A 21,586-nucleotide genomic window follows, 5' to 3' on the forward strand; every position below is an offset into this window, starting at 1 on the left:
CATCGCGCTCGTCATACTCTGCCTCGGCGGCAACAGACCCACCCTGCCCCGCCGCCAACCCGCATGATCACACCCACAGGTCCAGCAGAAGAGCCCCAAAAGCCCCATGAATGCCAGGCAGCACCCTCCCGCCAGGACCGCGCATCCGATCCCAAGACGGCGCGGCCAGCGGCTCGGGGGCGGCGGCGGGACCCGGTACGGCCCCTGTCCCGGTGGATTCCCCATAAGCTCGCTTCCACTGTCGACCGCCACGGCAGAGCCGCTGCGGCCCCACCATCCCGGAGACGTTCACCCGTCTGCCGCGGTTGCACCCAATCCCAGCGCCGCGCCACCCCGACGTCATGGTCCGGCTCCCCGTCACAGCACCACGAACTGCACCCGCTCGCTGCGCCTGCCCGTGCCCGGGGTCGGCGGCGTCGGGGGCCGGTGGCTCGGGATGCTCTGGCTGGCTCCTACAGGGGTTCGGGGATGGCCGGGGTGAGGGTCCGTACGGCGGTGGCGAGGGCGGAGGCGAGCATCTGGAGGTCCAGCGTGTCGCCGTGGTGGGCGCGGGCGGCCGCTCCGAGGATCAGCCCGGGGGCGGTGATGTCGCTCCACACCACGGTCCAGGCATCGGGGTCCTCGGGGACGGGGCGCGGAAGGACGGTGCGTGGCAGGCGCCTGCCCGACACGGTGAGCAGCTCGCTGACCTGCAGCGCGAGGATGCCGTTGCCGCGGCTGGTGACCTGGTGCCGCAGCCGTTTCTCCGCACGGGCGTCTGGGCCGGGATCGCTCTCGCGGTAGTGCCGCAGGTTCGCCGCGACGGTCAGGGACCGCACCGTCCGCGCGGCGACGGCCACCTCCTGCGCTGATTCACGGCCGCCGTCGTGCAGGAACCGCGCGGCGGCGTCGAGAAGCCGGCCGAACGGACCGGCCAGCGGGAACGTCAGCACCTGGCCGGCGCCCGGGGTGCGCGGTAGGAGACCGCGTCCGGCCGTCTCAAGGCGGGCGGCCGGGTCGGGGCCGGGCAGCTGGGTGGCCCAGGCCAGCCGGACCTCACGCAGCCAGTGGTCATCAGGGGCGGGCATCGGCGTTCCTTCCATTTCCGCGCCGGTATTCAACCAGAGGCTGAACCCGGAGCAACCCGATCCGCCACGAGCCCCTCGACCTGCCTGTGCGGGGTGTAGCGGCAGGTGGAATCGGGCTGGGGAGACCGGGCGCCGTGCGCCCCGGCCTGGCGCGACGGACAGGTCCTCGTGGCCGACGGGGGACAGGGCACGGATCCACTGACCGGCCCCCGCCGGCTGCAGGCGGCACCTCACCGAAGAATTGCCGCCCCAGAGTCTGGAACGGGCCGGTCGGACTCTGCGTAGGATGCGTGCCCTGGAGATCGACATCATGGGGGCACCTTGCGCACTTCACTACGCCGTACCACTGTCCTCGCGGCCGCAGCAGGCATTCTGGCTCTGCTTCCCGGAGCGGTGGGCACCGCATCGGCGGCGACGAACCCCCGTGGCGTCAGCGGGAACCCGAAGCGGATCGGCACGTTCTACACCAACACCCAGTGGGTGCCCCGCACCGTGCGTGCGGGGAGCACGATCTACATCCGGACCTGGTACATGGAGCGGTCCAAGGACACGCTCGTCGCCCAGGACTTCGGGCTGGACCTATGGAACCGGGCGACGCCGATCCGCGGCATCTCCGTGAGTTGGCTGAACCCGCTGACGCACCGCTGGCAGGCGTCCACCGACACCGATCACCATGGATACTTCGCACTCGGGCTGCAGAAGGAGCCGACCCTCCTGGCGGTAGCGCCCGGCAGGTGGGCCCACATTGACGTACGGATCACGTTCAGCAAGTCCGCCTACAAGGGCACATGGCACATCATGCCGGAGCCCGCGTCCGGCTACGGGCTGCGGAATTCCGCAGGCACGTTCGACTGGGCCTTCCTGGACTCGGCTTCCAGCAGTGGCTGGCCGCAGTACACCACGAACGTGCGCCCCTGATGCGGTGACCGAGGGGATTCGCCGGGGCATTGCGGCCCTCTCACTGGCGGGTGCGTAACAGAGGTGACCGCCGCGGTGGGTGCGGAGCGGCGCGATGAAGCCGACGTCTCCGCACCCGCCGGGCCGGGCCGTGCACTTCCCGTCCGTCGCACGGGGCAGCGCTCTGCGAGGCGCGGGTCAGGGCCGTTACCTCTGGGCGAAGTTTGGCGGGGCATCCTCCCACGGGGGCGGGAACTACGAATTCCGTATGCGTTCCCAATACGGCAGGCGGCCAGTATCCGGATCTAGGGAATGAGGATTTTTCGTGAGTGCAGACCTGGGCGAGCTTGCTCGAATCTTGCCCCCACCGCCGGCGGGGGGCGTAGTAGCGCCACCGTGGCGAAACTCTCAATCGGAAGTTGGGCTCGACTTCCCAAGCGATTACCGTGCGTTCGTAGATCTCTATGGCGGGGGTGCTATAAGCACTTCCCCTCATTCCTCCCGGCTCTTCATTTACGCTCCCTGCTCGCAGCCTCCTTGCCCAGGGGCGCCAACTGGATTCAAGGCGTTTGTTGATAGGACCGATTCAGACATTGGGCCCGATTTTGATGGTGGGGACGAGGAGTTCTGGGGCGGCTCTGTCTATCGAGTCCGCCCCCATCCTGGAGGAATGCTCGCTTGGGGGGAGAACCAAGAAGGCGACGTATTCTTCTGGCTCACCGGTGATCCCGACTCAGATCGCTGGCCAGTAGTGATGTGGGCACGAGGGCTTAGTACCACTTACCGCACGGAAGGCGGTATGGTCGCATTCCTCCTCGACGTGTTCACCGGCAATCACCCAGCTTCGCAATGGCTTGCGAAGCCGAAGCCATGGTGGACGATGGAAACGGACTGGCTGCGCCGCGGATTGGCTGTCTCGTCTGGCCCCAGAGCGTAATATATGTTGCCTTGGCATTGCGGTTCAAATTTGAGGCACAAGATTGGCCACCTGGGGGGGGTCTGCCCAGTCGGGCATCCTTTCCTGATAGGGCCAACTGGCGGGCTGTGCGGCGTCGCTCCCGGTCCAGCCTGTTCACTTGAGGGCGGCATTGTCGGCCGCCAAGGTAACCAACTGCCGGTACTTACCTTCCGGCGGCCCGGTCCTGCGGTATCGCATGCACCTGGTTCGAGGCAACTGGAAAGGAAGGGCTTTCCTCCAAGCGAACGCGATCCGCAGGCTATACTTCCGCGGCGGTGGGGTCGTCCGCACGGTAAAGGGCGGGACCCGGGGTGCGATGGGCCGTCTGCCCCATCGCACCACTGACCCGACGAGCCGGCAGCCGATTTCCTTCGGCAGTCCTGTGTCAGGGGACTTCCCAGGCCGAGGTGTTGGCGTATCGGGAAGCCGCCGGAACCTCGACTGTCCTGAGCGGATCGGTGAACCAGTGCGGCTGGACCGCGCCGCCCATCACCCGCTCCATCAGAGCGAAGATCTTCACTCCCCAGATCTCCGTCTCGTCCTCCACGTCGATCAGGCTTCTGCACCACCCGGGATCCCAGCGCGGATCACCCTCCCGCAACGCGTTGATCGGACCCCAGTGCTCCTCGAAGACCACCAGGTCGCCGTCGACCGCGTATCCCAACCTGTCGCCACCGTTGACGTCGATACTGACGCTGAATGCCCGCCCGCCCCTCGAAAGGTCGCGCAGGATGCCGGGCACCGCGGTGGTGTAGCTCCCCTCCACGGTGAACACCAAGTCGCCCAGGGTCCCCACCCCGATCAGGCCGGTACCGCGAGACTCATCAGCGCGGTCGAGTGCCTGGAGAACAGTCATCGGCCGGGCCGAAGCGGGAAGACCGCCGAGCCGGCGGATCACCTCGTCCTCGGCGACACCCTCGACGAGTGAGACGGTCGGCAGGATGTAGTCCTCTTCCAGTTCGTCCACCCAAGCGAACCGAGCTTCTGCGTCAGCAGCCATGTTATCCACGGTGCAATAGATAGCAGGGCGCTGCGACGGACCCGAGAGGGGCTCACCCCCTGGCGCGGACGTCACACCTGGCTGAGAGACCGTGCACCATGGACGACTTCCTCGGCACCCAGGCGCCGCTGCACAGGATCGCGGACGCGGGTGAGGCACTTCGCGCATTCGAGCGGGCCGCCCCTGCGCTGGTCCCTCTCAAGCGGCCCGAACCCGCCTGCATCGACTGGCGCATCACCGAGAGCCTTCTTGGTACCTCCCTGCCGCCCGACTTCAAGCTCCTCACCGAGTGGTACCCGCATCTCATCGTCGGCGGCACCCTATACGCGGGCTCCCCGCACCCCGGCACCGAGCAGGCCTTGGTGGACGCCACGCTGGAGGAGCCGCAGATCGTCCAGGAGTGGTGTGAGGACGCGGACCTGGAGTGCCGCGCAGTGGTGGAGCGGTCCGGCTGCCGGGGTCGCCTTCATCGGCCAGGTCGTGGTGAGCCAGCCGCCTGAGACGCATGCGGAGATCAAGCGCCACTTCGACCTGCTCTGCCAGGAGTTCGCCGGGACGGACGACCAGTTGGTGCTGCCGCACAGGGCTCTGCTGACCCGTGCATACCGCTGACCTGTCGGTGGGTCAGCTGACGCGGCAGCACTGTGTACGCACCGCCGCCCGCGGCATCGAATGTTCGCTGCCGATCCAAATGCCCGATCGAGGCGGCAGTGCTGGTTCATGGTCCAGGTGTAGGCGCGAAGGGCGCGGACATCCACGCCTACATCCTCGACTGCCAGCCAGACCCAATCGAAGTCGGCGTCAGGACCGGCAAGCCGGGCAGTACCTGACACGGCCATCACCCCGGCGCGATGCCGATCGGGCTCGTCCGCCGCGCGAGACGACTCCTGCGGTCACCGGTGGGGCGCGCGGCCCTGCCGGGAGCGGCTGGGGCGATGCTGTCCGTGTTGCTGGACGAGGCGAGCCTCCCCACCTTGGCGGACCTCGGCGTCATCACGGCGGTCTGGCGGGGCGTCATGGGCGGTGTGCGGGGAACCGGGGTGGACGCGCGGTGCGTCCGCTGAAGGTTGTGGACGTACGGAAGATTGACGCCGGTGACGCGCCTGCCGCGGCCGGGGGCTGCGCGGTGGGCTGCGCCGTCGCCCTGGCGGGGCTGGTCGTGGGCTTCGTGGTGGAGGCGGTGGCCACGAACCTGATCGGCGACGCTGGACCTCCTGCTACGGCGTGGCCTGGCCCGCCGGGTTCGACATGGCGGACTCGCCCCGCTTCTTCGTCTTCGAGGGCCTGGGCTGGCTGTTGCTGTACTCGCTCTGTCTGCCCGTCGGCTTCTGGCCGGCGCGTCGGCTGCTGCGCGGGCGCGGGCGGCGGCTACTGTGGCTCGGCGCCTGGCTGTTGGCCTCCTCGGTGCTGCTGGTGGGGGTCTTCAGCGCGGATCTGATGCTCAATGTCTCGGCCCGGGACGGTATGTACCAGCAGGCGCGCTGCCCGCAGGGCCTCCCGCCCTGGTGGCCCGGCTGGCTGCCGGCTCGTCGGGCGTCGAACCCGTGCGGCAGCGGCCCGTGCCTGGGGGCGGGGCGGTGAATCGCGGCCGACCCCTCTGAGCCCGAGCATGACCGCCAAAGCATGCCGCAGGGCTTCGCGCAGTTGGCGGGCACGGCACCCGCCCCTATGCCCACCACCGGGAGGAAGCGGCGGCTTGAACCCGCAGAGGGTGCAGAAGTCCGGGCGCTACATCAGGTCGCCGATCACCGGGTGCTGTGTCGAGACGGGGCAGGTGAAGATGCGCATGGTCTCGTTCTTTCCCAGCCGCACGCCCGTCGGTGCCTGACGCCGCAGCCGGCTGTTCACGGGGCCCTCGAGGGATCCGGCCGGGGCCCAGCTCGCTGTGCCGCCGTCCCGCTCGATGCTGGCCACCGCAGCAAGGAACCTCATCTCGCTGTCGCATGAGTGGCACCGCACCGGCGCGAAGTAGCCCTGGTAGTTCCAGGGCTCGTGGCCGCCGAGCTTCCAGCCCGGAGCCGTGGTGAGCTCCCAGTGGAAGCGGGGTTCGTAGTCTTCCGGGTCGTCGGTGATGTCTGCGAAGGTGGCCATCTCCCACTCCTCGACCCGCTCCTCGAACCCCTCGCCCAGGACGCCAGGATGCGGATACTCGGTGACCGGCTCCGGGCGAAGGCGGCACGGTGACGGCAGGTATCCCAGCTCCCCGACGACAAGGGGCTCGGGCGCGGTCGAGAAGCTGCCCGTGAGGTCGCGGCTGTCGCGGAAGCGGACGTGAACGAAGGGACCGGCGATGCCGTTGTAGGGCACTGTCGCGTCGTCGTAGCGGTGCTGGAACGGACACCAGAGGATCTGCAGGAGATCCGCGTCCTTCGGGAAGCCGTCGTACCAGGGCACGTCGCGTGCAAACACCTGCATCACCGGGAGCATGGGCCAGGCAGTGTCCCGCGGGGATCTCGTCCCAGGTGATCTCGCCGAGAGAGACGAACCGCGTCGCGGACCGCTCGCCACGGACGGTGCCGGGACGATGCGGCGGGCGGTGTTTGAGGTGGTGACCGCCAGGGCAGGTCGGCCATGCCTCGTTCGCCGGCCAGGCCAATGGTCCGCCGACCGAACTGTCGCGCGGGACTGGGTGAGCCGGATCGGGGTGCAACCGGACCGCTGTCCTCGCGCGACCAGCCAGCTCCGGGAAGACCGAGAGGACGTCCAAGGGGCGCGGCGGAGTCACTGGAACGTTCATCGATGCCGCCTCCGGCGCTGAACAGTGGCCTCGCCGACCACAGCGGCATGCGGGGCGATGGATCTCTCGGTCACGCGCTGCATCGTACGATCCCCGCCCTACCCAAGCTGAACCTGGGTGCCGACCCCGCGCTCTCGTCAGGCAGTGTGTCGAGCCACTGCTCGTACCGGGCGAGGAAGTCTGGCTGGGGATGGAAGACCGGAGCTGCGGCAAGGTCTGCGAGGTTGGCGTCGAGGAGCCGGCCTCGGGCGGGTCCCGAGATCACCACCACAGCAGCGTCATCTCCAGGCTTGCCAGGCGGACCCGTCAGCGCCCGGTTCACAGTGTCTCTTCATGACGTGCTCGATGAGACGAGACGGCTGTGCGGTGTAGCTGGAGGAGCCCGTAACTGCCGACGGTGAGGATGAGCCCGAAGAGGGTGAAGAAGCCGTCTTCCCGGACGAACCGTGCCTGCCACAGGGCGTACTGCCCCGGTGAGACCGGTGTCCACGCGTTCTGATTGAGCGTCACCGTCGAGACCTCATATCTCGGGCCCGGCTGGACCCGGGTGTTGCCTTTGCCGGCGCCCAGGGCGAATCCGCCGATCACCACGCCCGCGCACAGGATGCCGATACATCCGAGGCCGACACGCATGCGCAGAGAGGGAAACATGGCCCGCCGCAGTGTTCGCTGGGCGGCACGATAGGCCGCCTTCTGCGCCATGTCGGGGCGCGGCGGCCGTCTCGGCATCGTGAGCAGCAGGGAGACAATCAGCCAGGACCAGCCGGGAACGAGGACGGCCCCTGCGACATGTGACAGATCGTTATGGTCCAGCAGGACCCGGTCCGAGAACCACGATGCCAGGCTGTCGACTGCTGCCAGGGCGAGCAGGGCCGCCCCCGCGGTGGCGACGACAGCGTCACCGACAGCACAGGCCCGCGATCGAATGCGCCACTGCGTCGGTCGCATGCGCGAATGCAGGTAGGCGGCGAACTCCTCGCCCGACGCGACCGAATACGAGACCCCGAGATCGTCCGATGTTGACACACCGAGAGGCTACGGGCCCTGGCACTCAGCTCGAAACACCGGCGCCGGACCTGCTCCAACGAGACACCACCCACCGTCCCATGCCCCAGGAGAGGGACGCCAGCGCTCCGCTGTCCCTCCGCACCGCCGACAAGATCGTGCGGCTGACGCGCGAGACCTGCGCCCGGGCGTCCGTACAGTCGTACACGATGCCCGCCCGGGTCGTGCTCTCGCTGCGCACCTGCTGCGCCGCCACTCGTATCACGATCTTGCTGATCGTCGCTGCAGGGGCGTGACCGATGTGACGATTCGTCCGTTTGTGATGGCGTGAGCAAGAAGCCGTGGATCGTGGACGACGAGCTGTGGGCCCGGATCAGACTGGTGCTGCCGGCCTGGCCGGAGCGGTCGCCGGGCCCGCGTCCCCATGGACGACCGGCGCTGCCTGCAGGGCATCCTGTTCTGCTGTAAACCGGCATCACCTGGCAGCAGCTGCCGCCGGAGCTGGGCTTCGGTTCCGGGCAGACCTGCTGGCGAAGGCTCGGCCGGTGGCAGGAGGCCGGGGGTGTTCGAGGCTCCCTGCACCGCATCAACTTCGATGGGTGCAGGATCTAGGCTCATACAAGATTTCCGTAGGCGTTGATCGAGCCGCCCGCCTTTGCTGATGATTTGTCAGGGTGGGTCCACGCTGGGCGGATGAGGGAAGTTGAGCTGGATCTTCTGCTGCCGCAGTTGGCGGCAGTGGAGGTGGAGGAAGTACGGGATGTGGCTGGGGTGGTCCGGATCACGGCGCGGACCCGGGACGGGACCGCTGTCGCATGCTCGGGCTGTGGCCGGTCCTCGGACTGGGTGCACAGCCGGTACGTACGGCATGTCGCCGACGAGGCGGTCGGCGGCCGTCCGGTGACGGTGGAGTTATCGGTGCGTCGTCTGTACTGCGAGAACCCCAACTGCCCGAAGACCACGTTCGCGGAGCAGGTCGATGGACTGACCGTGCGCTACCAGCGCCGGAGCACCGGTCTGCAGGCGATCGTCGTCGCCGTGGCAACAGCGCTGGCTGGGAAGGCCGGCTCGCGACTTTTGCTCCACCTGCACCACACCTTGAGCTGGGCAAGCCTGCTCACCTGCCTGATGAAGACCCCCGACCCGCCGACACCGAAGCTGCGGGTGGTCGCCGTGGACGACTTCGCACTACGGCGCGGTCGCCGCTACGCGACCCTCATGATCGACGCGGAATCCCGCCTGCCCGTCGACGCCTGGGATACCAGGGACACCAACCCGACGTCCGCCTGGTTGCGCGCCCACCGCGGCATCGAGGTGGTCTGCCGCGACGGCTCGGCCGCCTACCGCAGCGCGATCACCGCCGGCGCTCCACAGGCCGTGCAGGTCAGCGACCGCTTCCACCTCTGGCAGAACCTCGGGCGCAAGATCTACGAGGTGGTCACCGCGCACCGCGACTGCCTGCCCGAACCCGACGACGAGACGACCGCGCCCCGACCACCCGGCGGTCTCATGGCCGCCCGCACCCGCCGCGTACACACCACCGTCCACGCCCTGCTCGCGGAAGGGATGGCGCTTCGCGCGATCGGGCGGCACATGGACCTGGACCGCAATGTCGTCCGTCGCCACGCCCGCGCCGCGACCTGGCAGGAGGTCGTCCCGGTCTGGCCTCGCCGTGCTGGCATTCTCGGCCCCTATCAGGGGCACCTGCACCGTCGCTGGGCCGAGGGTGAACACAACATCGCGGCCCTCGCCCGCGAGATCACCGCGCGCGGCTTCCGCGGCAGCGAAGCCACCGTCCGGCTCTACCTCACCTCCCACCGCGAGGCCCTGGACATAGGCCTGCCCCCACCCGCTCCCGCCCGCAGCGCGTTCGAAGTCACTCGGCTGCTGACCACTCGCCCCAAGCGCCTGGACGAGGACCAGCGCCTCTTCATCAAGCACCTGCTGGAACGCTGCCCGGAACTGCGAACCCTCCACAGCCTCGTACGCTCCTTCCGGGACGTCTTCGACAAGAAGCGCACAGTCTTGATCGACCGCTGGATCACGAGCGCCCGCCAGAGCGGCCTCGCCCCGCTGGTCCGCTTTTCCGTCAGCCTGCAGGACGACATCGACGCGGTGCACGCCGCCGTGGCGCTCCCCTACAACTCTGGCGTCGCGGAGGGCAGAATCACGGACCTGAAATTGATCAAGCGTCAGATGGCGGGGCGGGCCGGCATCCATCTCCTACGCAAACGCGTCATCCTCGTCGCCCACTCACGCCGCAGCCACCAGCCCCCGCCCGACGATGACCTCTGGTTGATCAACGCCTACGAAAATCTTGTATGAGCCAGGAACTGCACCCAAGTGTGATTGTCGTGGTATGCCGGTTGTATGAGGTAACCGCAGGGTGGTGGGCCCAGCCGCTGAAAACACCTGACGTACAACCACTGCACCCCTGAGCCACGCCCCCGCTCGCCGCCAGCCCCACGCACGGCCCCGCCGAGCGCACACCACCGACCAGCCCGCGCAGCCACCACCAAAACCACCGACGCGTGCACCCGCCCGCCCTTACCCACCCCACCCACCATCCACCATCACCCCACAGCACAACAGGAAGAGTGCGCGCACAGGGGGTTGTCAGAGATCCCGTGAGGACATACAGGCCCCGTGAGCAGGCACAACGCCGAGGCCCGCCACACCCGCACAACCGCCCAACGGCCGGGCCTACGGCCCCCACTACGGACGGCCCTACGGCCCCCGATACGGCCCCCTCAACGACACACCTCCATGCCCCCCTGGCAGACCGGAGAGCAGCCCGGCCGGGCCTGGTACAGCCCTTTAACGCCAGCCGCGAGAAGGGCCGGCCCCGTGACATCCCGTCACCCGCGCACCAGTGCGCGGCGTTGCCCAGCACGTACGGGCCCCAGCCACCGGGCTCTCGGGTGTCGCGCTGGGTGACCCCGTGGCCCTGGTTGGCGCACGGGAGTATTCCACCCACGCCGTGGGGTTCCGCTCCCGGACGGCTGCGCCCGGGCCATGATCGATGCCAGGGCCCGCGCCGTGCGGGACCGACTGAGCATCAGGAGGCTGCCATGGCCAACGTTTCCTTCCAGGCACCGGCCGACGGCGCGACGCTGGACAGCCGGTTCACTTCAAGTTCGCGGTCAACGGCATGCAGGTCAGGCCGGCGGGCGACATGTCCCCGGATGGCAGCATGTTCACGCTGCTGATCAACACCGATCCGATCCCCGCAGGTCAGGTCATTCCCATCGACGCCCAGCACCTCCACTACGGAAAGACCCAGACCGAGACCGATGTGACGCTGCCGTCCGGTCAGTACCAGCTGACCCTGCAGTTCGCCGACGGGCCCACAGGTCCTACGGGCCCGACCTGGCCCAGACAATCAACGTGTCGGTCAACTAGACACCGAAGCCGACGGTGGGACGCGCTAAGCTTGCCCCGCCGGACAGGACACGTGCGCCAGGCGGGGGCGGCGGGACGGCCTGGCCGGGTTCGGAGGTGCCGCGCTGGATCACCGCCCGGCGCAGCTCGGGTGGAGGGGACTCGGTTGGGCTGCCGGCGCTGGGGGCCAGCTGTCCGGTGCGTTCGGCTTCGAGGTCGGCGGGATCTGCGGAAGGGCGGTTCGAGCGGCAGGGTTGCGGACTCCGCCCCGGGGTGCCAGCCTCGGCTGCGGTCGCAGGCAGGGCGGAGTCGGGCGGGGCGAAGCGCTGTGCGGCGTTCCGGCGGGCCTTCCAGGCAGCGTACAGTTCCCTTGCCCCAAGCGGCGGCCTGGCGGGCCAGAACCCGGCGCGGGGCGGTGTTCTCGGTCCAGTCCATCAGGAAGCAGGTCGCTTCGGCGACGACCTGGTCCAGCTGCTGCCGGGCCGCCAGTTCGGCGGCTTCCCGCCGGGCTTGGAGGCACGGCTGACAGGGCTGCCCGCCACTGGCGGCGTCCTCACAGTCCTCATATTCGTCAGCTGTGCGGTGACTGTCCATGTCCGGGCAACACGCCACGGCCGGCCCAAGATCCCCAGCGTCGGGGCGAGCGGAATCTACGCTCGCCCCGACGCCCACGAAGGGGATCAACGTGAATCGCACCATCAAGCGCGCGGCCGTTGCGCTCACCGTGCTCGGCCTGTCCTGCCTGCCCGGCACCGCCCTCGCGGACGCCCGCAGGTCCGCCCCGGTGATCATCATCGGCGACGGCAACCAGGTCGCCGGCACAAACATCTTCAACGCCGACCACGACAACATCATCGGCGACGACGACGGCGACACAGCCGTCCCGCCGGACCAGGAATCCGCCGGCATCGAGATCGAAGCGACCGAGCCGGTCAACCTGGTGTCGCACACCGGAGACGCCACCTTCCCCGACTCCCTGTTCGCATCGAGTTCCTTCGTCCGCTTCTCCGAGCGCTCCACAGCGACCTACCGGGGCCCGAACACGGACTACGACGTAGTCCTGTTCCTGGACAAGGACGGCAACCCCGACGCGTCATGCCAGCCGACCGCCCCCACCGGACAATGCACCATCGACCGCGGAGGCCCCGACCCGGTCGTGATCATGGGCTTCATCAAATGACAGCGCACGCGAAGCGGCACGAACACGATGAACCGGCAGCCAACCGCAGATCTCGACGCCGTCACGCGTGGTCACAGCCGGCATGACGCTGCCCCCGCGCGCAGTGCATGCCACCGAACGAGGCAAACGGCGGCAGCCGGGAGCCCGCATCGCTTGCCCCGGCCGTCCGCACGGCTGGGACACAGGGGCGGTGGGGCCGCGGCCCCACACGACAACGCCAGGATCCAGGCTTCGACCGACCGTGACATCCGCAGGAACAGCCGAGACGCGTACCGGAACGGGCCCGGGACGTCAGTACAAGTGGCGCGCCCGGCCCCGGACAGTCGCGAAGGGCGCATGGTGCGCGCCCATCGGCGTCTTCCGCCCGGGGCCGACGGGGCCTCCTCCCGGGGTTCCGCACCAGGCCAGGGGTGTAACACGTCCGCGTCACATTCTTCTGATGTGGCGTCAGAAGTGGACGTCACATCAGCTTGAACGGCCCTGCGGGGGGGCTGCGGGTCTTGGTCGCGCTGCTGGCGTTGCCGGTCCTCGATCAGGGCGATCATCCTGCTGCGCAGCGGTTCGGACATCCCGGCGTAGCGGGCCTGGAGCTCCGCCCGCGTAGCCGCGGGCCTGGCCGCCGGGGGCGGCGGCGCAGCCTGGGCGGCGGGCCGGGCGGGGCCGCGCTGGATCACCGCGCGGTGCGGCGCGGCCGGCGGTGCCTGGGGCGAGGCCTCGGTGCTGGGCGCGGGCTGTCTGGTGCGTTCGGCTTCCAGGTCGGCGAGCGGCTGCTGGAGTGCGGTGCGGCGGCCGGGCTGCGGGTGCGGGCCTCGGGGTCGGCGCCGGGGGCGCCGGGCGCTGTGCAGCGTCCTGACGGGCCTTCCACGCGGCGTGCAGTTCCTTGCGCCCCAGGCGGCGGCCTGGCGGGCCAGGACACGGCGCGGGGCGGTGTCCTCGGTCCCAGTCCTTCAGGAAGCAAGGCGCGTCGGCGATGGCCTGGTCCAGCTGCTGCCGGGCGGCGATTTCGGCGGCTTCCTGCTGGGCGCGGACGCAGGGCTGGCAGGGGTGGCCGCCGCTGGCCGCGTCGTCCCAGTCCTCGTACTCGTCTGCGGCACGGCGGCAGCGCGGGCAGCGCGAGTCCTCGCGCTCCTGATGCTCGCGCTCGCGTTCCTCGGCTTCGGCGGCGAGGCGTTCGGCTTCGGCCTCTGCTGCCTGCCGGGCCCGGTACGCGGCCAGGCCGTCCGGGTTGGCCAGGGCCTGCCCGAGGGTCTGCAGACCACTGTGTCCCAGCCGCCACCACACCGCCCCCAGCGGGCCGTGCTGCTGGAGCCGGTCCAAGGTGGTGACCACGATCGGGATCGCGGACCGGTAGTCGGTGAAGTCCTGGTAGCCGGTGTCACCCTGCCAGTAGGGGCGGGCCAGGTCCCGCATCGCCGCCATGCGGTTGCGCAGCAGGGTGTCGCTGGTGCCGGTGAACACCACGGCGATCGGCGGGTACCCGGTCCGCACCGGATCGCCATAGGCGAGCTGCCAGGCCGGGACCAGCTTGGTCGGCCTCGGTACGGCGCTTGTTCGGGGCCTCGTGGACGACCTCGGTGGTCCACGACAGCACGGTGCCCATACCCGGCCCGGCAGCGGGGTCGGTGCCGCCGGTGACGAACGCCAGGATCGTCTCGTTGACGGCCATGGCGTGCGGGGCCCCGGAACGCCTGGCGCCGCGGGCGATGTTGCCGACCTCCCTGCCGGCGGGCATCACCTGCTGGGCCGCGTCCCGGCCCTGGGTGGTCAAGCCCCAGGTCTTGTGGCCGGTGCTCGTGCGGCCCTCGGAGTGCACCAGCCTCGCGCTCTGCAAGTCGTTCAGCGCCGCGCGCGCGAACTTGTTCTCCCTCGCCTCCGGGCGCAGCAGCCGCCACAGCCGGTCAGCCGTCACCACATTCAGCACCCCGAGCACGGTCAGCACCTCCGCCCGGACCCTGGCGGTGGACCCGGCCCCGTTGGCGCGGGGCCGCTTGGCCGTCGGCCGGACCGGCGCGGGCGCGGCGGCGGTGTCAGGCTCGCCCTCGCCTGCCACGCCCACTCCCCCTGCCCTGATCCTGATCCTGATCCTGATCCTGTGGTCGTCTCCCACGCCACCGACATCCGCCACGCACCGGTTGCTTCTGCAGGTTGCCTCAGCCGGCCATTGCTGCGCTCCTCCCCTCGCGGCCGGCCAACTGGCCGGGCGCGGCGCACGACCACATGGGATGGTCTCGCCCGGACCAACGAGCAACCCGGCCCGGCGTCACGGAGCAGCGGTGCCTAGGATCTTCGGGTGCCCGATGACACTTCCGATCCTCAGCTGACCGCGCGGCAGTGGGACGCGCTCGGAGAACTCCGCCGCCTCCAGGAGCACGGACTGCCCGCAGAGCGGGGAACAGCCGGCCTGCACCTGGCCACCATAGGCCTGGTCACCCTGGACGAATCCGGACAGCCCGACCGCCGGGGACGCTCGGCGCGCCGGGAAGGGGCGAGCGCGCCAAGCGTCGCGCGTTCCCGCTGCTCGCGCGGGTCCAGGAAGCCTTGCAGGAGCAGGCGCTGCACCTCCCGGCCCCGGATCGAGATCACCTCCTCCAGGGTGCCGTGGCAGGCGGTGAGGGCTTCGGGCCTGTTGAGGTCGGCGATCAGGGAAGTGAAGGAAGAAAACGCGGCTGCAAACAGGTCAGCCGACGCGCAGGGGTCGTAGTGTTCCATCGGGCTCTCGCTTCCGGCGGATTCATGGACGTCGCACTCCCGAATCTAGGAAGCGGGGCCCCTCTTGCCGACCCGCGCTCGGTGGCACGGCCCCGGTCGGCGTGTGCCCGGACGTGCGCCTCCGCCCCGGCCAGGAGCGATCGCAGGCCAACACGCCCGGCCCGTCCTCGGTGATCCACCCGCGCTCCGTGAGCCGCTTCAACTTCGAGCGCAGCCCCTCCACCTTCGAGGCGTCCGACGGTAGGCCAAGCGCGGACGCGATGTGCTTGGCCCGCATCGGACGCACCGCGTCCGTCAGCAGTTCGACGAAGTCCCGGTAGGACTGCGGCAGTTCCGACAGCGCCCGTCCCTCACCCCACAGGGGAACCAGCAGCACCCCGACCGGCGAACCCAGCCCCGGGCCGGGACCGTCGGCGCCCTCCGCCAGCCCCGCGTGCACCGGTGCCCCGGCAGCCACCTGCCCGGGCGCCTCACCAGCAGCAGAGAAGATCTCCGTCATCGTCTCCCGGGTGATCTCCAGCCGCGACAGTCGCCGCTGGTGCCCGGCCAGCTCATCGTGGAGTGCGGCGAGTTCGGCCTCGATCTCCGCGATCCGCTCCCGCGCCGTCCGCTGCCGCCACTCGATCTCCTCGAGCCACGATGCCACCGACCTCACCCCGCAAGACCGTCACCACCCGCACAGCAACGACGATCCAGCAGCTAACCACCGATCAGCAAGAGGACAAGGACAGCGATCTCACCGCATTCGAGCTACACCCGATGCGGATTGCACGAGTGCGTCAGCCGTCCGCCAGGCTGTCCGCTCCCAGCTCAACTCGGCAGCCTTGGCACGCGCCGCGTGCCCCATTTTGTCGCGCAGGCGGTGATTGGCGATCAGTTGGCTTATCCCCCGCCCCAGTTCCGAAGGGGGCACGAGCAGGCCGGTGACATTCGCGAGAACGGCATCCTGGTGACCTGCGATGTCAGTGGCAACCGCGGGCGTTCCGCACGCCCCGGCCTCGCTTATGGTCATGCCCCATCCCTCCGCAGCCGACGCGCTCACCAATATCCATGCGCTGCGATACGCCTCGATCAGGTGCTGTTGGGAAACCGCCCCGTGGAAGATCGCCCGTTGTGGTCCCAGGGTGGCCCTCGCCCGGTGCTCCAGTCGGGCACGCTCCGGTCCGTCTCCGACGATGTGCAGCACTGTGACGGGATATCGGCCGACGACATCCCGCATGGCGTCGATGACCAGTTCCACCCGCTTCGATCGAACCAGTCGGGCCACCACCAGGACGGACGGAGCCGGGTCCGGCAGTCCGCTGGGACAAAACGCCGGGTCCACGCCGGGGGGTACCACGCTGATTCGGCCGCTGTCCCGTCCGAGCCCGAGCCTGCGTTCCAGAATGTCTCGCGTCGACTCGCCAGGCGTACAGATCAAGGATCTTCGATAGAGCCGCGGGGCCATTCGCATTTCGACCGTGCGCCCGATAGCGCCAGTAAATGGCCCGCACATGACATCCCAGAGAGGTTCATGGACGTGGTGAATCCAGGTAACATTCGCTCCTTTTGTCCACAGTGGCGTGAGCCAAGGGATCCCATTCCACACTTCTACGATTCCCGTACCCCGGGAGCGCAGTCGGGGAATACCCAGCCAAACCCTGGGGAACACGGAAATCCGCCCCCCGCGCCGGACCACCCGGTAGCCATGCCTGGAGGTGCGCGGCGGCTGTCCGGACACCCTCGATGTGCGAACCGTCACATCTATCCCAGCAGCCGCCCAGACCTCTGCCATCGCACTGGTGTGCCGCTCCGAGCCGCCGGAATCCGGGTCGGCCGAGTCCCGCCAGGCCAGAAGCACGATTCGGTGGATTCCTGCACTGTGAAGGGCAGCCTCCGCAACGGAATCATCCATGGACCACACTCCAGTCCTTGATTTGTCCGGCCGTTCATCTTGACATCCGAATTGAGGACTGTCAGCATATTTTCGATACAGCAGGCTTTGACAGCCAAAATCCTGGTTGGGCTATTCCATGGAGTTGAGCGGAGTGGTGTCCGAACCGTCATCGATGACAGCCGGGCTGGACACGGAGATAGCCCGCGTGCTGGCGGACGTCCCTGGGTGGCTTACTTTCCGTCAGGCGATGGCACTAGGTCGAATGGCTCATGAGGCGGGTAGCAAGGCACGCATTCTGGAGATCGGGTCCTATCAGGGAAGGTCGACCATCTCCTTGGCGCTCGGTGCCGCCGCGGACGCCACCGTCGTAGCGGTGGACCCCTTCTTGGGTAACGAGGTGGGGCCGAGAGCGAGCGACTTGAGCCAAGGCATGCCCGACGGGGACCGCGAGGCCTTCCTCGCCAATCTGGCTCGAGCGGGTGTGACCGGGAAGGTCACGCACCTGCCGTTGAGGTCGAGCGACGTGCCATCGGTGAAGGCTACCGGCGCGAGACTGGTGTTCATCGACGGGTCGCACCGATTTCGTGACGTGGCAGGGGACTTACGGGCGGCCTCCGAGTGGCTGCTGCCGGGAGGTCGGCTAGCGGTCCATGACGCCTACTATTCGGTCGAGGTCACGGCCGCTCTGCTGGTGGAGGTGGCTGTACGGAATACGTTCGGCTACTGCGGCCGGATAGGGAGCCTGGCGGTCTACCGAAAGGAGCCGCTGCAAGGTGCCGCTCTGCTAGTGAACACCTGCGTCCAAGGACTCGGCCTGTTCACTCTCGGCCGGGTGTGCCTCAGGAAGACCTGGCTGTTGTTCCGCGCTCGGCTCGGGCAAAAGGTGGACCTCGTGGCAGAATGGCCCCTTTGAGGTGCCGTCCGGATCCCGAGGCCGCGGGTCGCGGCGGGCACTCGTCCGCTGGATATTGCTGCGGAAGACGAGACTGCTCGCCCGCGGCTTCTTCGGCCGCGGCGTTTGGTGGTGGCCGCCGTCGCGTCGGCAGAACGCCGTGTCCACTGCGCTCGGTGCGACGGCCCTAGCCCTTGCCGCATTGGCGACCGCCTCCGGTGTGGTCGCGAACGGTCCCACGGACGATCTCTGCACCCGTCAGCCGGTGGCCTGCGGACTGGTAACGAATCTGCTCTCCAGCATGATCGTGGCTGCGGTGGTATCCCTGATCTGGTTCGGCACCGTCACCCGGCGCCTGGTTCTCCGCGCCTACCTGCGGCGAGTGCGGCGAAATCCGAGGTTGCTACTGGGCGAACGTGCCTCCGGAACGGTCGGTGACGACTTCATGGAGCCACCCGGTCTACTTTCGGCACTGGAGACCGAACTTCGCTTCGGCAGGATCGGGACCCCACTGGTCGTCACCGGTCCGGCCGGTGCCGGGAAGAGCCTCGTGCTGAGCCGTCTGGCCGGACGGCTCGCGGCGCACGGCGTGATCCCTGTGCTGATCTCGCTGACGGGGACGCCTCTCGATGAGAATGTGGACGATGCGGCCAGGGTCAGCTTCCTGCGTCAGGTGGAGCGCGATACCACCCGGGAGAGCGACGGAGAGAAGCTGTGGTGGCGGATTCGCCGTCAGCGCAGGGTCGTCATCCTTCTGGACTCGTTGGACGAGATGTGGAGCGACACCGGATACCTCGACATCCGAGGAGCGGTGACCGCGCTGCTGGCCGATGTCGCCGGCTCGGACTTCGGCCTCGTAGTAGCGGCAAGGCCGGAGTCGCTGCCGCGGGTCGTGCCTGGCTACCGCTTCCCCGTCACCGGCGTTCCCGTGTCATGCGTGGTCGAGAAGCTCGCCACATGGGGTGTCGCGGCAGCGACGGCCGAGGAGCTCACCCGCGCCGCCGCCCTGCACGAGATTCCGCTCTTCGCTGTCCTCGCCAAGGAACTTCCTCCCTCGGATGTGGTACGGATCGCGCACATGCGGACCACGGTCCTCCGCTGCCGGGCCGAGCTGCTGCGTTCCGTCATGAACCATCGACTCGAACAGGTGTCGGCGCCCGAGGAATTCCTGTCCGTGCTCAGCTCCATGGCCTGGCTCCAGCTCTCCACCGGTCATCGACCGGTCACCCTCGACGACTACGCGGCCGACCCCAGAACCGGTCCCATGGGGCGACAGTCCACTGACCGGAGCGAGATCAGGAAGGTGATGCAGGCCGCCCAGGAGGCCGGCTTCCTACGACCCGGATCCGACCCCGCCCAGATCCTGTTCAGCCACCCTGTTCTGTTGAGCTATGCCGCCTCGCTCGGCGTTGTCGAGGCGCTGGCAGACCGACGTGGGCGTGCACAGCTGAAGCGACTGCTCTCCGGGACGGTGCTCGGTGAGGCCGTTCTGGCGATCGAGCTGGCCTTCGCGCGAACCTCCGCCCTCGCCAGCGCTCGGGAACTGGTGAAGATTGTGGTGGCACTTCCGGACAACGCCCCTCTGGCGCGCAACCTGCAGGGTGCCAACATGATCGCTTCCGTGGCCTCCTCACTCGAAGACGCCCGACTGCAGAGAAAGGCGCTGACTCTGTATCAGCGGCTGTGGCATTCGTCCGAACCCATCGACCGGGCTGAGGCCGTCCCCTACATCGACCGCCTCACGCTGCAGTCGCGGGGCGCGTTCCTCTGGTCGGTGCTGGACGGCGACGATCAGTACACCACCAGATGGGCCTGTGCCCAGCGGCTGGGAGATCCGGACGAGGGGCGCTACGCGGATGTCGCCGACCTGGTCGACGGGTTCATCCAACGGATCCGTTCGGGTAGCCACAACGCGGGTTCGGACGTGGTCGAACGTGCCTTCTGGTTCGTCCCCTCATTGGCCGACGGCCTGCCGCAAGGGCCCAACGGGACTCGGGGCAGGACCCAACTGGTGCAGCTCAAAGCCTGCCTCGAGCAGCTGAGGACAACGGGGGTCCCCGGCGTGCTCGGGGCGGAGTCATCGCTGGCCCAGGGCTACAAGGCGGCGGCCTTTCGCTGCCCTGGAATCCGGCCCGACCCCGGGGCCTGCGAACTCCTCCAATCTGCGGATTTCTGGTACGCGCGATTGGAGGCACTTCAGGCGGTGGGCCGTCGGCTGGCCTCCAATCCGGTCGACCCGGCTGCCGAAGCAGCGGTGCGGACCCGGTTGACCGATCCACATCCCTACGTGCGCGGAATGGCGGGACTGGTCCTTCGCTGCCGGGACGAGCCATGGGAGAGACTGCTGTGGTCGTCGGAGGAGAACCTCAACCAGTCCGCAGTCGCGGCGCTTGACCCGGAGGCGCTGCAACTGCTGGGGGAGGTTACCTTGCTGCTCAACCACAACGAGAAGGCGCCGCAGGCGCAACGGGATGCCAACAGCCGCCGGGACGCACTCCCGCTGTGCCTGGAGCGACATGAGCAGCGCCCCCGTCTCACCAGCACCGGCGGCTGTCCGCCGCACTGCGGATTCGGTCTCTGCCCCTTCTCCACCAGCGCTACCGGCAGGCACTCGCGTGATCTGCTGAACGAAGCCGTCTGCCGATCCATCAGGCAGGCGACGATGAGTATCGGGACACCGATCTGGTATGACTCGTCACAGAGAAAGGGATATCTGGCGATATGGCGCGAACTCGAGTCCTTCTATCAAACCCGCCCCCGGTAGGGAAACCAGTGGGGCGATTCGCGGGTAGCCGGGTGGTGGTGACCGGGGCCGCACACGGGATCGGTCTGGCCACGGCACGGGCCTTCCTCGCCGAGGGGGCCGTGGTGTGCGCCGTGGACTCGTCGGCGGAGCGGCTGCTCGAAGCCCTGGGACAGGAGTCCGGCGTCGACCTCGTCGATGCCGAGGTGGGCCAGGAGACCGAAGAGCTCGTGGCTGCCGTCTTGAGCGGTGGTCAGGTCGATGTGCTGGTCAACAATGTGGGTACCCGGGCAGGGCGGGGCTTTATGGAGCTTGAGCGCGCCCAACTGCGCCGGACCTACCTGGCCAATGTGGAGGGACCCTGGTTTCTCACGAAGGGCCTGGCCGAGGAGTGGCGTCGCCGGAAGGCCCGCGGCTCAGTGGTGTTCATGCTGTCGCTGCACACCGCCACCATCCGAATGAATCCGGACTACAGCACCTCCAAAGCCGGCCTTGAAATGTTGATCAAGGAACTTGCTGTGGAGCTCGCCCCGCTGGGCATCCGCGTCAACGGGATCTCGCCAGGGGCCATCGATACCTGGTCCTCCATCAGTGCGGCTGCGGCGGAGCATGCCGAGCGATCCCGCCAGGCCATCCCACTCGGGAGGATGGGCACGCCGGAAGACGTGGCCCACTGGGTTCTCGCGCTCTCGCATGAACAGACCGCCGGATATATGACAGGCTCTGTAGTCACGATTGACGGTGGACTCCGGCTGCACAACTGGCTGCTGGACCTGTACACCGACGCGGCGCACGAGCGCAGAGTGACTGACTTCTGAACCTGGGCGCGCGATGAACGACGGACCGACCTGGGGCGGCGCGGTCGCCGATCCGGTCCACTCGGTCCGCCCTCTGGGACCAGGAGAGCGATGAGCAGTACCACCGTCCGGATCGAGCGTGAAGGGCCGATATGGACCGTGATCCTCAGCCGTCCCGGGGCCCGCAACGCCGTTGACGGCCCGACCGCCGCCCTGCTCGCGGACGCGTTCCGGGAGTTCGACTCCGATCCCTCGTGTTTCGCACTTTTTGGATCACCGATGTGATGAACTGGTGTTCGGTCCGTAGCTGGATCGGGTGGTGAAAGCCCTTGCTGGGTAGGGCT

At 68.6% G+C, this 21,586-nt stretch carries 21 protein-coding genes and 2 pseudogenes; 14 read left to right on the top strand and 9 right to left on the bottom strand.

What is annotated here, in order from left to right:
• Positions 1-452 precede the first annotated feature (452 nt).
• A complete protein-coding gene (locus tag ABH925_RS36035) occupies positions 453-1,067 on the bottom strand; it encodes a hypothetical protein (protein WP_370155518.1) in 615 nt (204 codons plus the stop codon).
• Positions 1,068-1,460: 393 nt separating this feature from the next.
• Between ABH925_RS36035 and ABH925_RS36040 the strand changes: the two genes are divergently transcribed.
• Positions 1,461-1,985, top strand: a complete 525-nt coding sequence (locus ABH925_RS36040; RefSeq protein WP_370155521.1) for a hypothetical protein — start codon at positions 1,461-1,463, stop codon at positions 1,983-1,985.
• A 1,322-nt stretch (positions 1,986-3,307) separates the two neighbouring features.
• Here the strand turns inward: ABH925_RS36040 and ABH925_RS36045 are convergent.
• Positions 3,308-3,922, bottom strand: coding sequence for a DUF6461 domain-containing protein (locus ABH925_RS36045; RefSeq protein WP_370155524.1), 615 nt, complete (start codon positions 3,920-3,922; stop codon positions 3,308-3,310).
• A gap of 98 nt (positions 3,923-4,020) precedes the next feature.
• On the opposite strand from ABH925_RS36045, the gene ABH925_RS36050 reads away from it, so the two are divergent.
• From ABH925_RS36050 to ABH925_RS36065, 4 genes are all read left to right on the top strand, one after another.
• Positions 4,021-4,422, top strand: a complete 402-nt coding sequence (locus ABH925_RS36050; RefSeq protein WP_370155526.1) for a hypothetical protein — start codon at positions 4,021-4,023, stop codon at positions 4,420-4,422.
• Positions 4,406-4,534, top strand: a complete 129-nt coding sequence (locus tag ABH925_RS36055; RefSeq protein WP_370155527.1) for a hypothetical protein — start codon at positions 4,406-4,408, stop codon at positions 4,532-4,534. The genes ABH925_RS36050 and ABH925_RS36055 overlap by 17 nt, the downstream gene beginning before the upstream one ends.
• A 323-nt stretch (positions 4,535-4,857) precedes the next feature.
• Positions 4,858-4,986: a hypothetical protein gene (locus tag ABH925_RS36060; protein ID WP_370155530.1), complete on the top strand. Its 129-nt coding sequence runs from the start codon at positions 4,858-4,860 to the stop codon at positions 4,984-4,986.
• A 184-nt stretch (positions 4,987-5,170) separates the two neighbouring features.
• Complete coding sequence (locus tag ABH925_RS36065) at positions 5,171-5,503, top strand: hypothetical protein (RefSeq protein ID WP_370155532.1); 333 nt, start codon at positions 5,171-5,173, stop codon at positions 5,501-5,503.
• A 147-nt stretch (positions 5,504-5,650) separates the two neighbouring features.
• On the opposite strand, the gene ABH925_RS36070 is transcribed toward ABH925_RS36065, so the two are convergent.
• Positions 5,651-6,337, bottom strand: a complete 687-nt coding sequence (locus ABH925_RS36070; RefSeq protein WP_370155534.1) for a hypothetical protein — start codon at positions 6,335-6,337, stop codon at positions 5,651-5,653.
• Between the two features lie 640 nt (positions 6,338-6,977).
• Entirely contained in the window at positions 6,978-7,685 is a 708-nt protein-coding gene (locus ABH925_RS36075) for a hypothetical protein (protein ID WP_370155535.1), read from the bottom strand.
• An 80-nt stretch (positions 7,686-7,765) separates the two neighbouring features.
• On the opposite strand from ABH925_RS36075, the gene ABH925_RS36080 reads away from it, so the two are divergent.
• The 3 genes and pseudogenes from ABH925_RS36080 to ABH925_RS36090 all read left to right on the top strand — a co-directional run bounded on the left by ABH925_RS36080 (position 7,766) and on the right by ABH925_RS36090 (position 9,989).
• Entirely contained in the window at positions 7,766-7,960 is a 195-nt protein-coding gene (locus tag ABH925_RS36080) for a hypothetical protein (protein ID WP_370155538.1), read from the top strand.
• 166 nt (positions 7,961-8,126) lie between these two features.
• A pseudogene (locus ABH925_RS36085) lies at positions 8,127-8,261 on the top strand (transposase); the annotation flags it as partial.
• Between the two features lie 96 nt (positions 8,262-8,357).
• Positions 8,358-9,989 carry an ISL3 family transposase gene (locus ABH925_RS36090; RefSeq protein WP_370155539.1) on the top strand — a complete coding sequence of 544 codons (1,632 nt, stop codon included), beginning with the start codon at positions 8,358-8,360 and terminating at the stop codon, positions 9,987-9,989.
• Positions 9,990-10,722: 733 nt separating this feature from the next.
• On the opposite strand, the gene ABH925_RS36095 is transcribed toward ABH925_RS36090, so the two are convergent.
• Positions 10,723-10,926: a hypothetical protein gene (locus ABH925_RS36095; RefSeq protein ID WP_370155561.1), complete on the bottom strand. Its 204-nt coding sequence runs from the start codon at positions 10,924-10,926 to the stop codon at positions 10,723-10,725.
• On the opposite strand from ABH925_RS36095, the gene ABH925_RS36100 reads away from it, so the two are divergent.
• Together ABH925_RS36100 and ABH925_RS36105 are read left to right on the top strand one after the other, a co-directional pair.
• Positions 10,858-11,571: a DUF4399 domain-containing protein gene (locus tag ABH925_RS36100; RefSeq protein ID WP_370155541.1), complete on the top strand. Its 714-nt coding sequence runs from the start codon at positions 10,858-10,860 to the stop codon at positions 11,569-11,571. The genes ABH925_RS36095 and ABH925_RS36100 overlap by 69 nt on opposite strands.
• Before the next feature lie 159 nt (positions 11,572-11,730).
• Complete coding sequence (locus tag ABH925_RS36105) at positions 11,731-12,225, top strand: hypothetical protein (protein ID WP_370155543.1); 495 nt, start codon at positions 11,731-11,733, stop codon at positions 12,223-12,225.
• Positions 12,226-12,690: 465 nt separating this feature from the next.
• Here ABH925_RS36105 and ABH925_RS36110 read toward each other — a convergent pair whose 3' ends face one another.
• The 4 genes from ABH925_RS36110 to ABH925_RS36125 all read right to left on the bottom strand — a co-directional run bounded on the left by ABH925_RS36110 (position 12,691) and on the right by ABH925_RS36125 (position 16,828).
• Positions 12,691-13,713, bottom strand: coding sequence for a hypothetical protein (locus ABH925_RS36110; RefSeq protein WP_370155546.1), 1,023 nt, complete (start codon positions 13,711-13,713; stop codon positions 12,691-12,693).
• A complete protein-coding gene (locus tag ABH925_RS36115) occupies positions 13,601-14,275 on the bottom strand; it encodes a replication-relaxation family protein (RefSeq protein ID WP_370155548.1) in 675 nt (224 codons plus the stop codon). Before ABH925_RS36115 ends, ABH925_RS36110 begins: the two co-directional genes overlap by 113 nt.
• A gap of 681 nt (positions 14,276-14,956) precedes the next feature.
• Complete coding sequence (locus tag ABH925_RS36120) at positions 14,957-15,580, bottom strand: hypothetical protein (protein WP_370155551.1); 624 nt, start codon at positions 15,578-15,580, stop codon at positions 14,957-14,959.
• Between the two features lie 90 nt (positions 15,581-15,670).
• Positions 15,671-16,828 carry a glycosyltransferase family 4 protein gene (locus ABH925_RS36125; protein ID WP_370155553.1) on the bottom strand — a complete coding sequence of 386 codons (1,158 nt, stop codon included), beginning with the start codon at positions 16,826-16,828 and terminating at the stop codon, positions 15,671-15,673.
• Positions 16,829-16,961: 133 nt separating this feature from the next.
• Here ABH925_RS36125 and ABH925_RS36130 point away from each other — a divergent pair, with 133 nt between their 5' ends.
• The 4 genes and pseudogenes from ABH925_RS36130 to ABH925_RS36145 all read left to right on the top strand — a co-directional run.
• Positions 16,962-17,723, top strand: coding sequence for a class I SAM-dependent methyltransferase (locus tag ABH925_RS36130; protein WP_370155555.1), 762 nt, complete (start codon positions 16,962-16,964; stop codon positions 17,721-17,723).
• Positions 17,724-17,862: 139 nt separating this feature from the next.
• Positions 17,863-20,466, top strand: a complete 2,604-nt coding sequence (locus ABH925_RS36135) for a hypothetical protein (protein ID WP_370155557.1) — start codon at positions 17,863-17,865, stop codon at positions 20,464-20,466.
• A 38-nt stretch (positions 20,467-20,504) separates the two neighbouring features.
• Positions 20,505-21,263, top strand: coding sequence for an SDR family NAD(P)-dependent oxidoreductase (locus tag ABH925_RS36140; protein ID WP_370155559.1), 759 nt, complete (start codon positions 20,505-20,507; stop codon positions 21,261-21,263).
• Positions 21,264-21,353: 90 nt separating this feature from the next.
• Positions 21,354-21,494: pseudogene (locus ABH925_RS36145) on the top strand (enoyl-CoA hydratase); the annotation flags it as partial.
• Positions 21,495-21,586: the final 92 nt, after the last annotated feature.

Origin of the sequence: Streptacidiphilus sp. EB129, from assembly GCF_041262645.1 — a bacterium.
Taxonomy (GTDB): domain Bacteria; phylum Actinomycetota; class Actinomycetes; order Streptomycetales; family Streptomycetaceae; genus Streptacidiphilus.

Excerpts from the sequence above, each read along its gene's own strand:
- ABH925_RS36035 (WP_370155518.1), bottom strand. The coding sequence starts at position 1,067 with ATGCCCGCCCCTGATGACCACTGGCTGCGTGAGGTCCGGCTGGCCTGG.
- ABH925_RS36045 (WP_370155524.1), bottom strand. The coding sequence starts at position 3,922 with ATGGCTGCTGACGCAGAAGCTCGGTTCGCTTGGGTGGACGAACTGGAA.
- ABH925_RS36050 (WP_370155526.1), top strand. The coding sequence starts at position 4,021 with ATGGACGACTTCCTCGGCACCCAGGCGCCGCTGCACAGGATCGCGGAC.
- ABH925_RS36060 (WP_370155530.1), top strand. The coding sequence starts at position 4,858 with ATGCTGTCCGTGTTGCTGGACGAGGCGAGCCTCCCCACCTTGGCGGAC.
- ABH925_RS36065 (WP_370155532.1), top strand. The coding sequence starts at position 5,171 with ATGGCGGACTCGCCCCGCTTCTTCGTCTTCGAGGGCCTGGGCTGGCTG.
- ABH925_RS36070 (WP_370155534.1), bottom strand. The coding sequence starts at position 6,337 with ATGCAGGTGTTTGCACGCGACGTGCCCTGGTACGACGGCTTCCCGAAG.
- ABH925_RS36080 (WP_370155538.1), top strand. The coding sequence starts at position 7,766 with ATGCCCCAGGAGAGGGACGCCAGCGCTCCGCTGTCCCTCCGCACCGCC.
- ABH925_RS36090 (WP_370155539.1), top strand. The coding sequence starts at position 8,358 with ATGAGGGAAGTTGAGCTGGATCTTCTGCTGCCGCAGTTGGCGGCAGTG.
- ABH925_RS36100 (WP_370155541.1), top strand. The coding sequence starts at position 10,858 with ATGTTCACGCTGCTGATCAACACCGATCCGATCCCCGCAGGTCAGGTC.
- ABH925_RS36125 (WP_370155553.1), bottom strand. The coding sequence starts at position 16,828 with ATGGATGATTCCGTTGCGGAGGCTGCCCTTCACAGTGCAGGAATCCAC.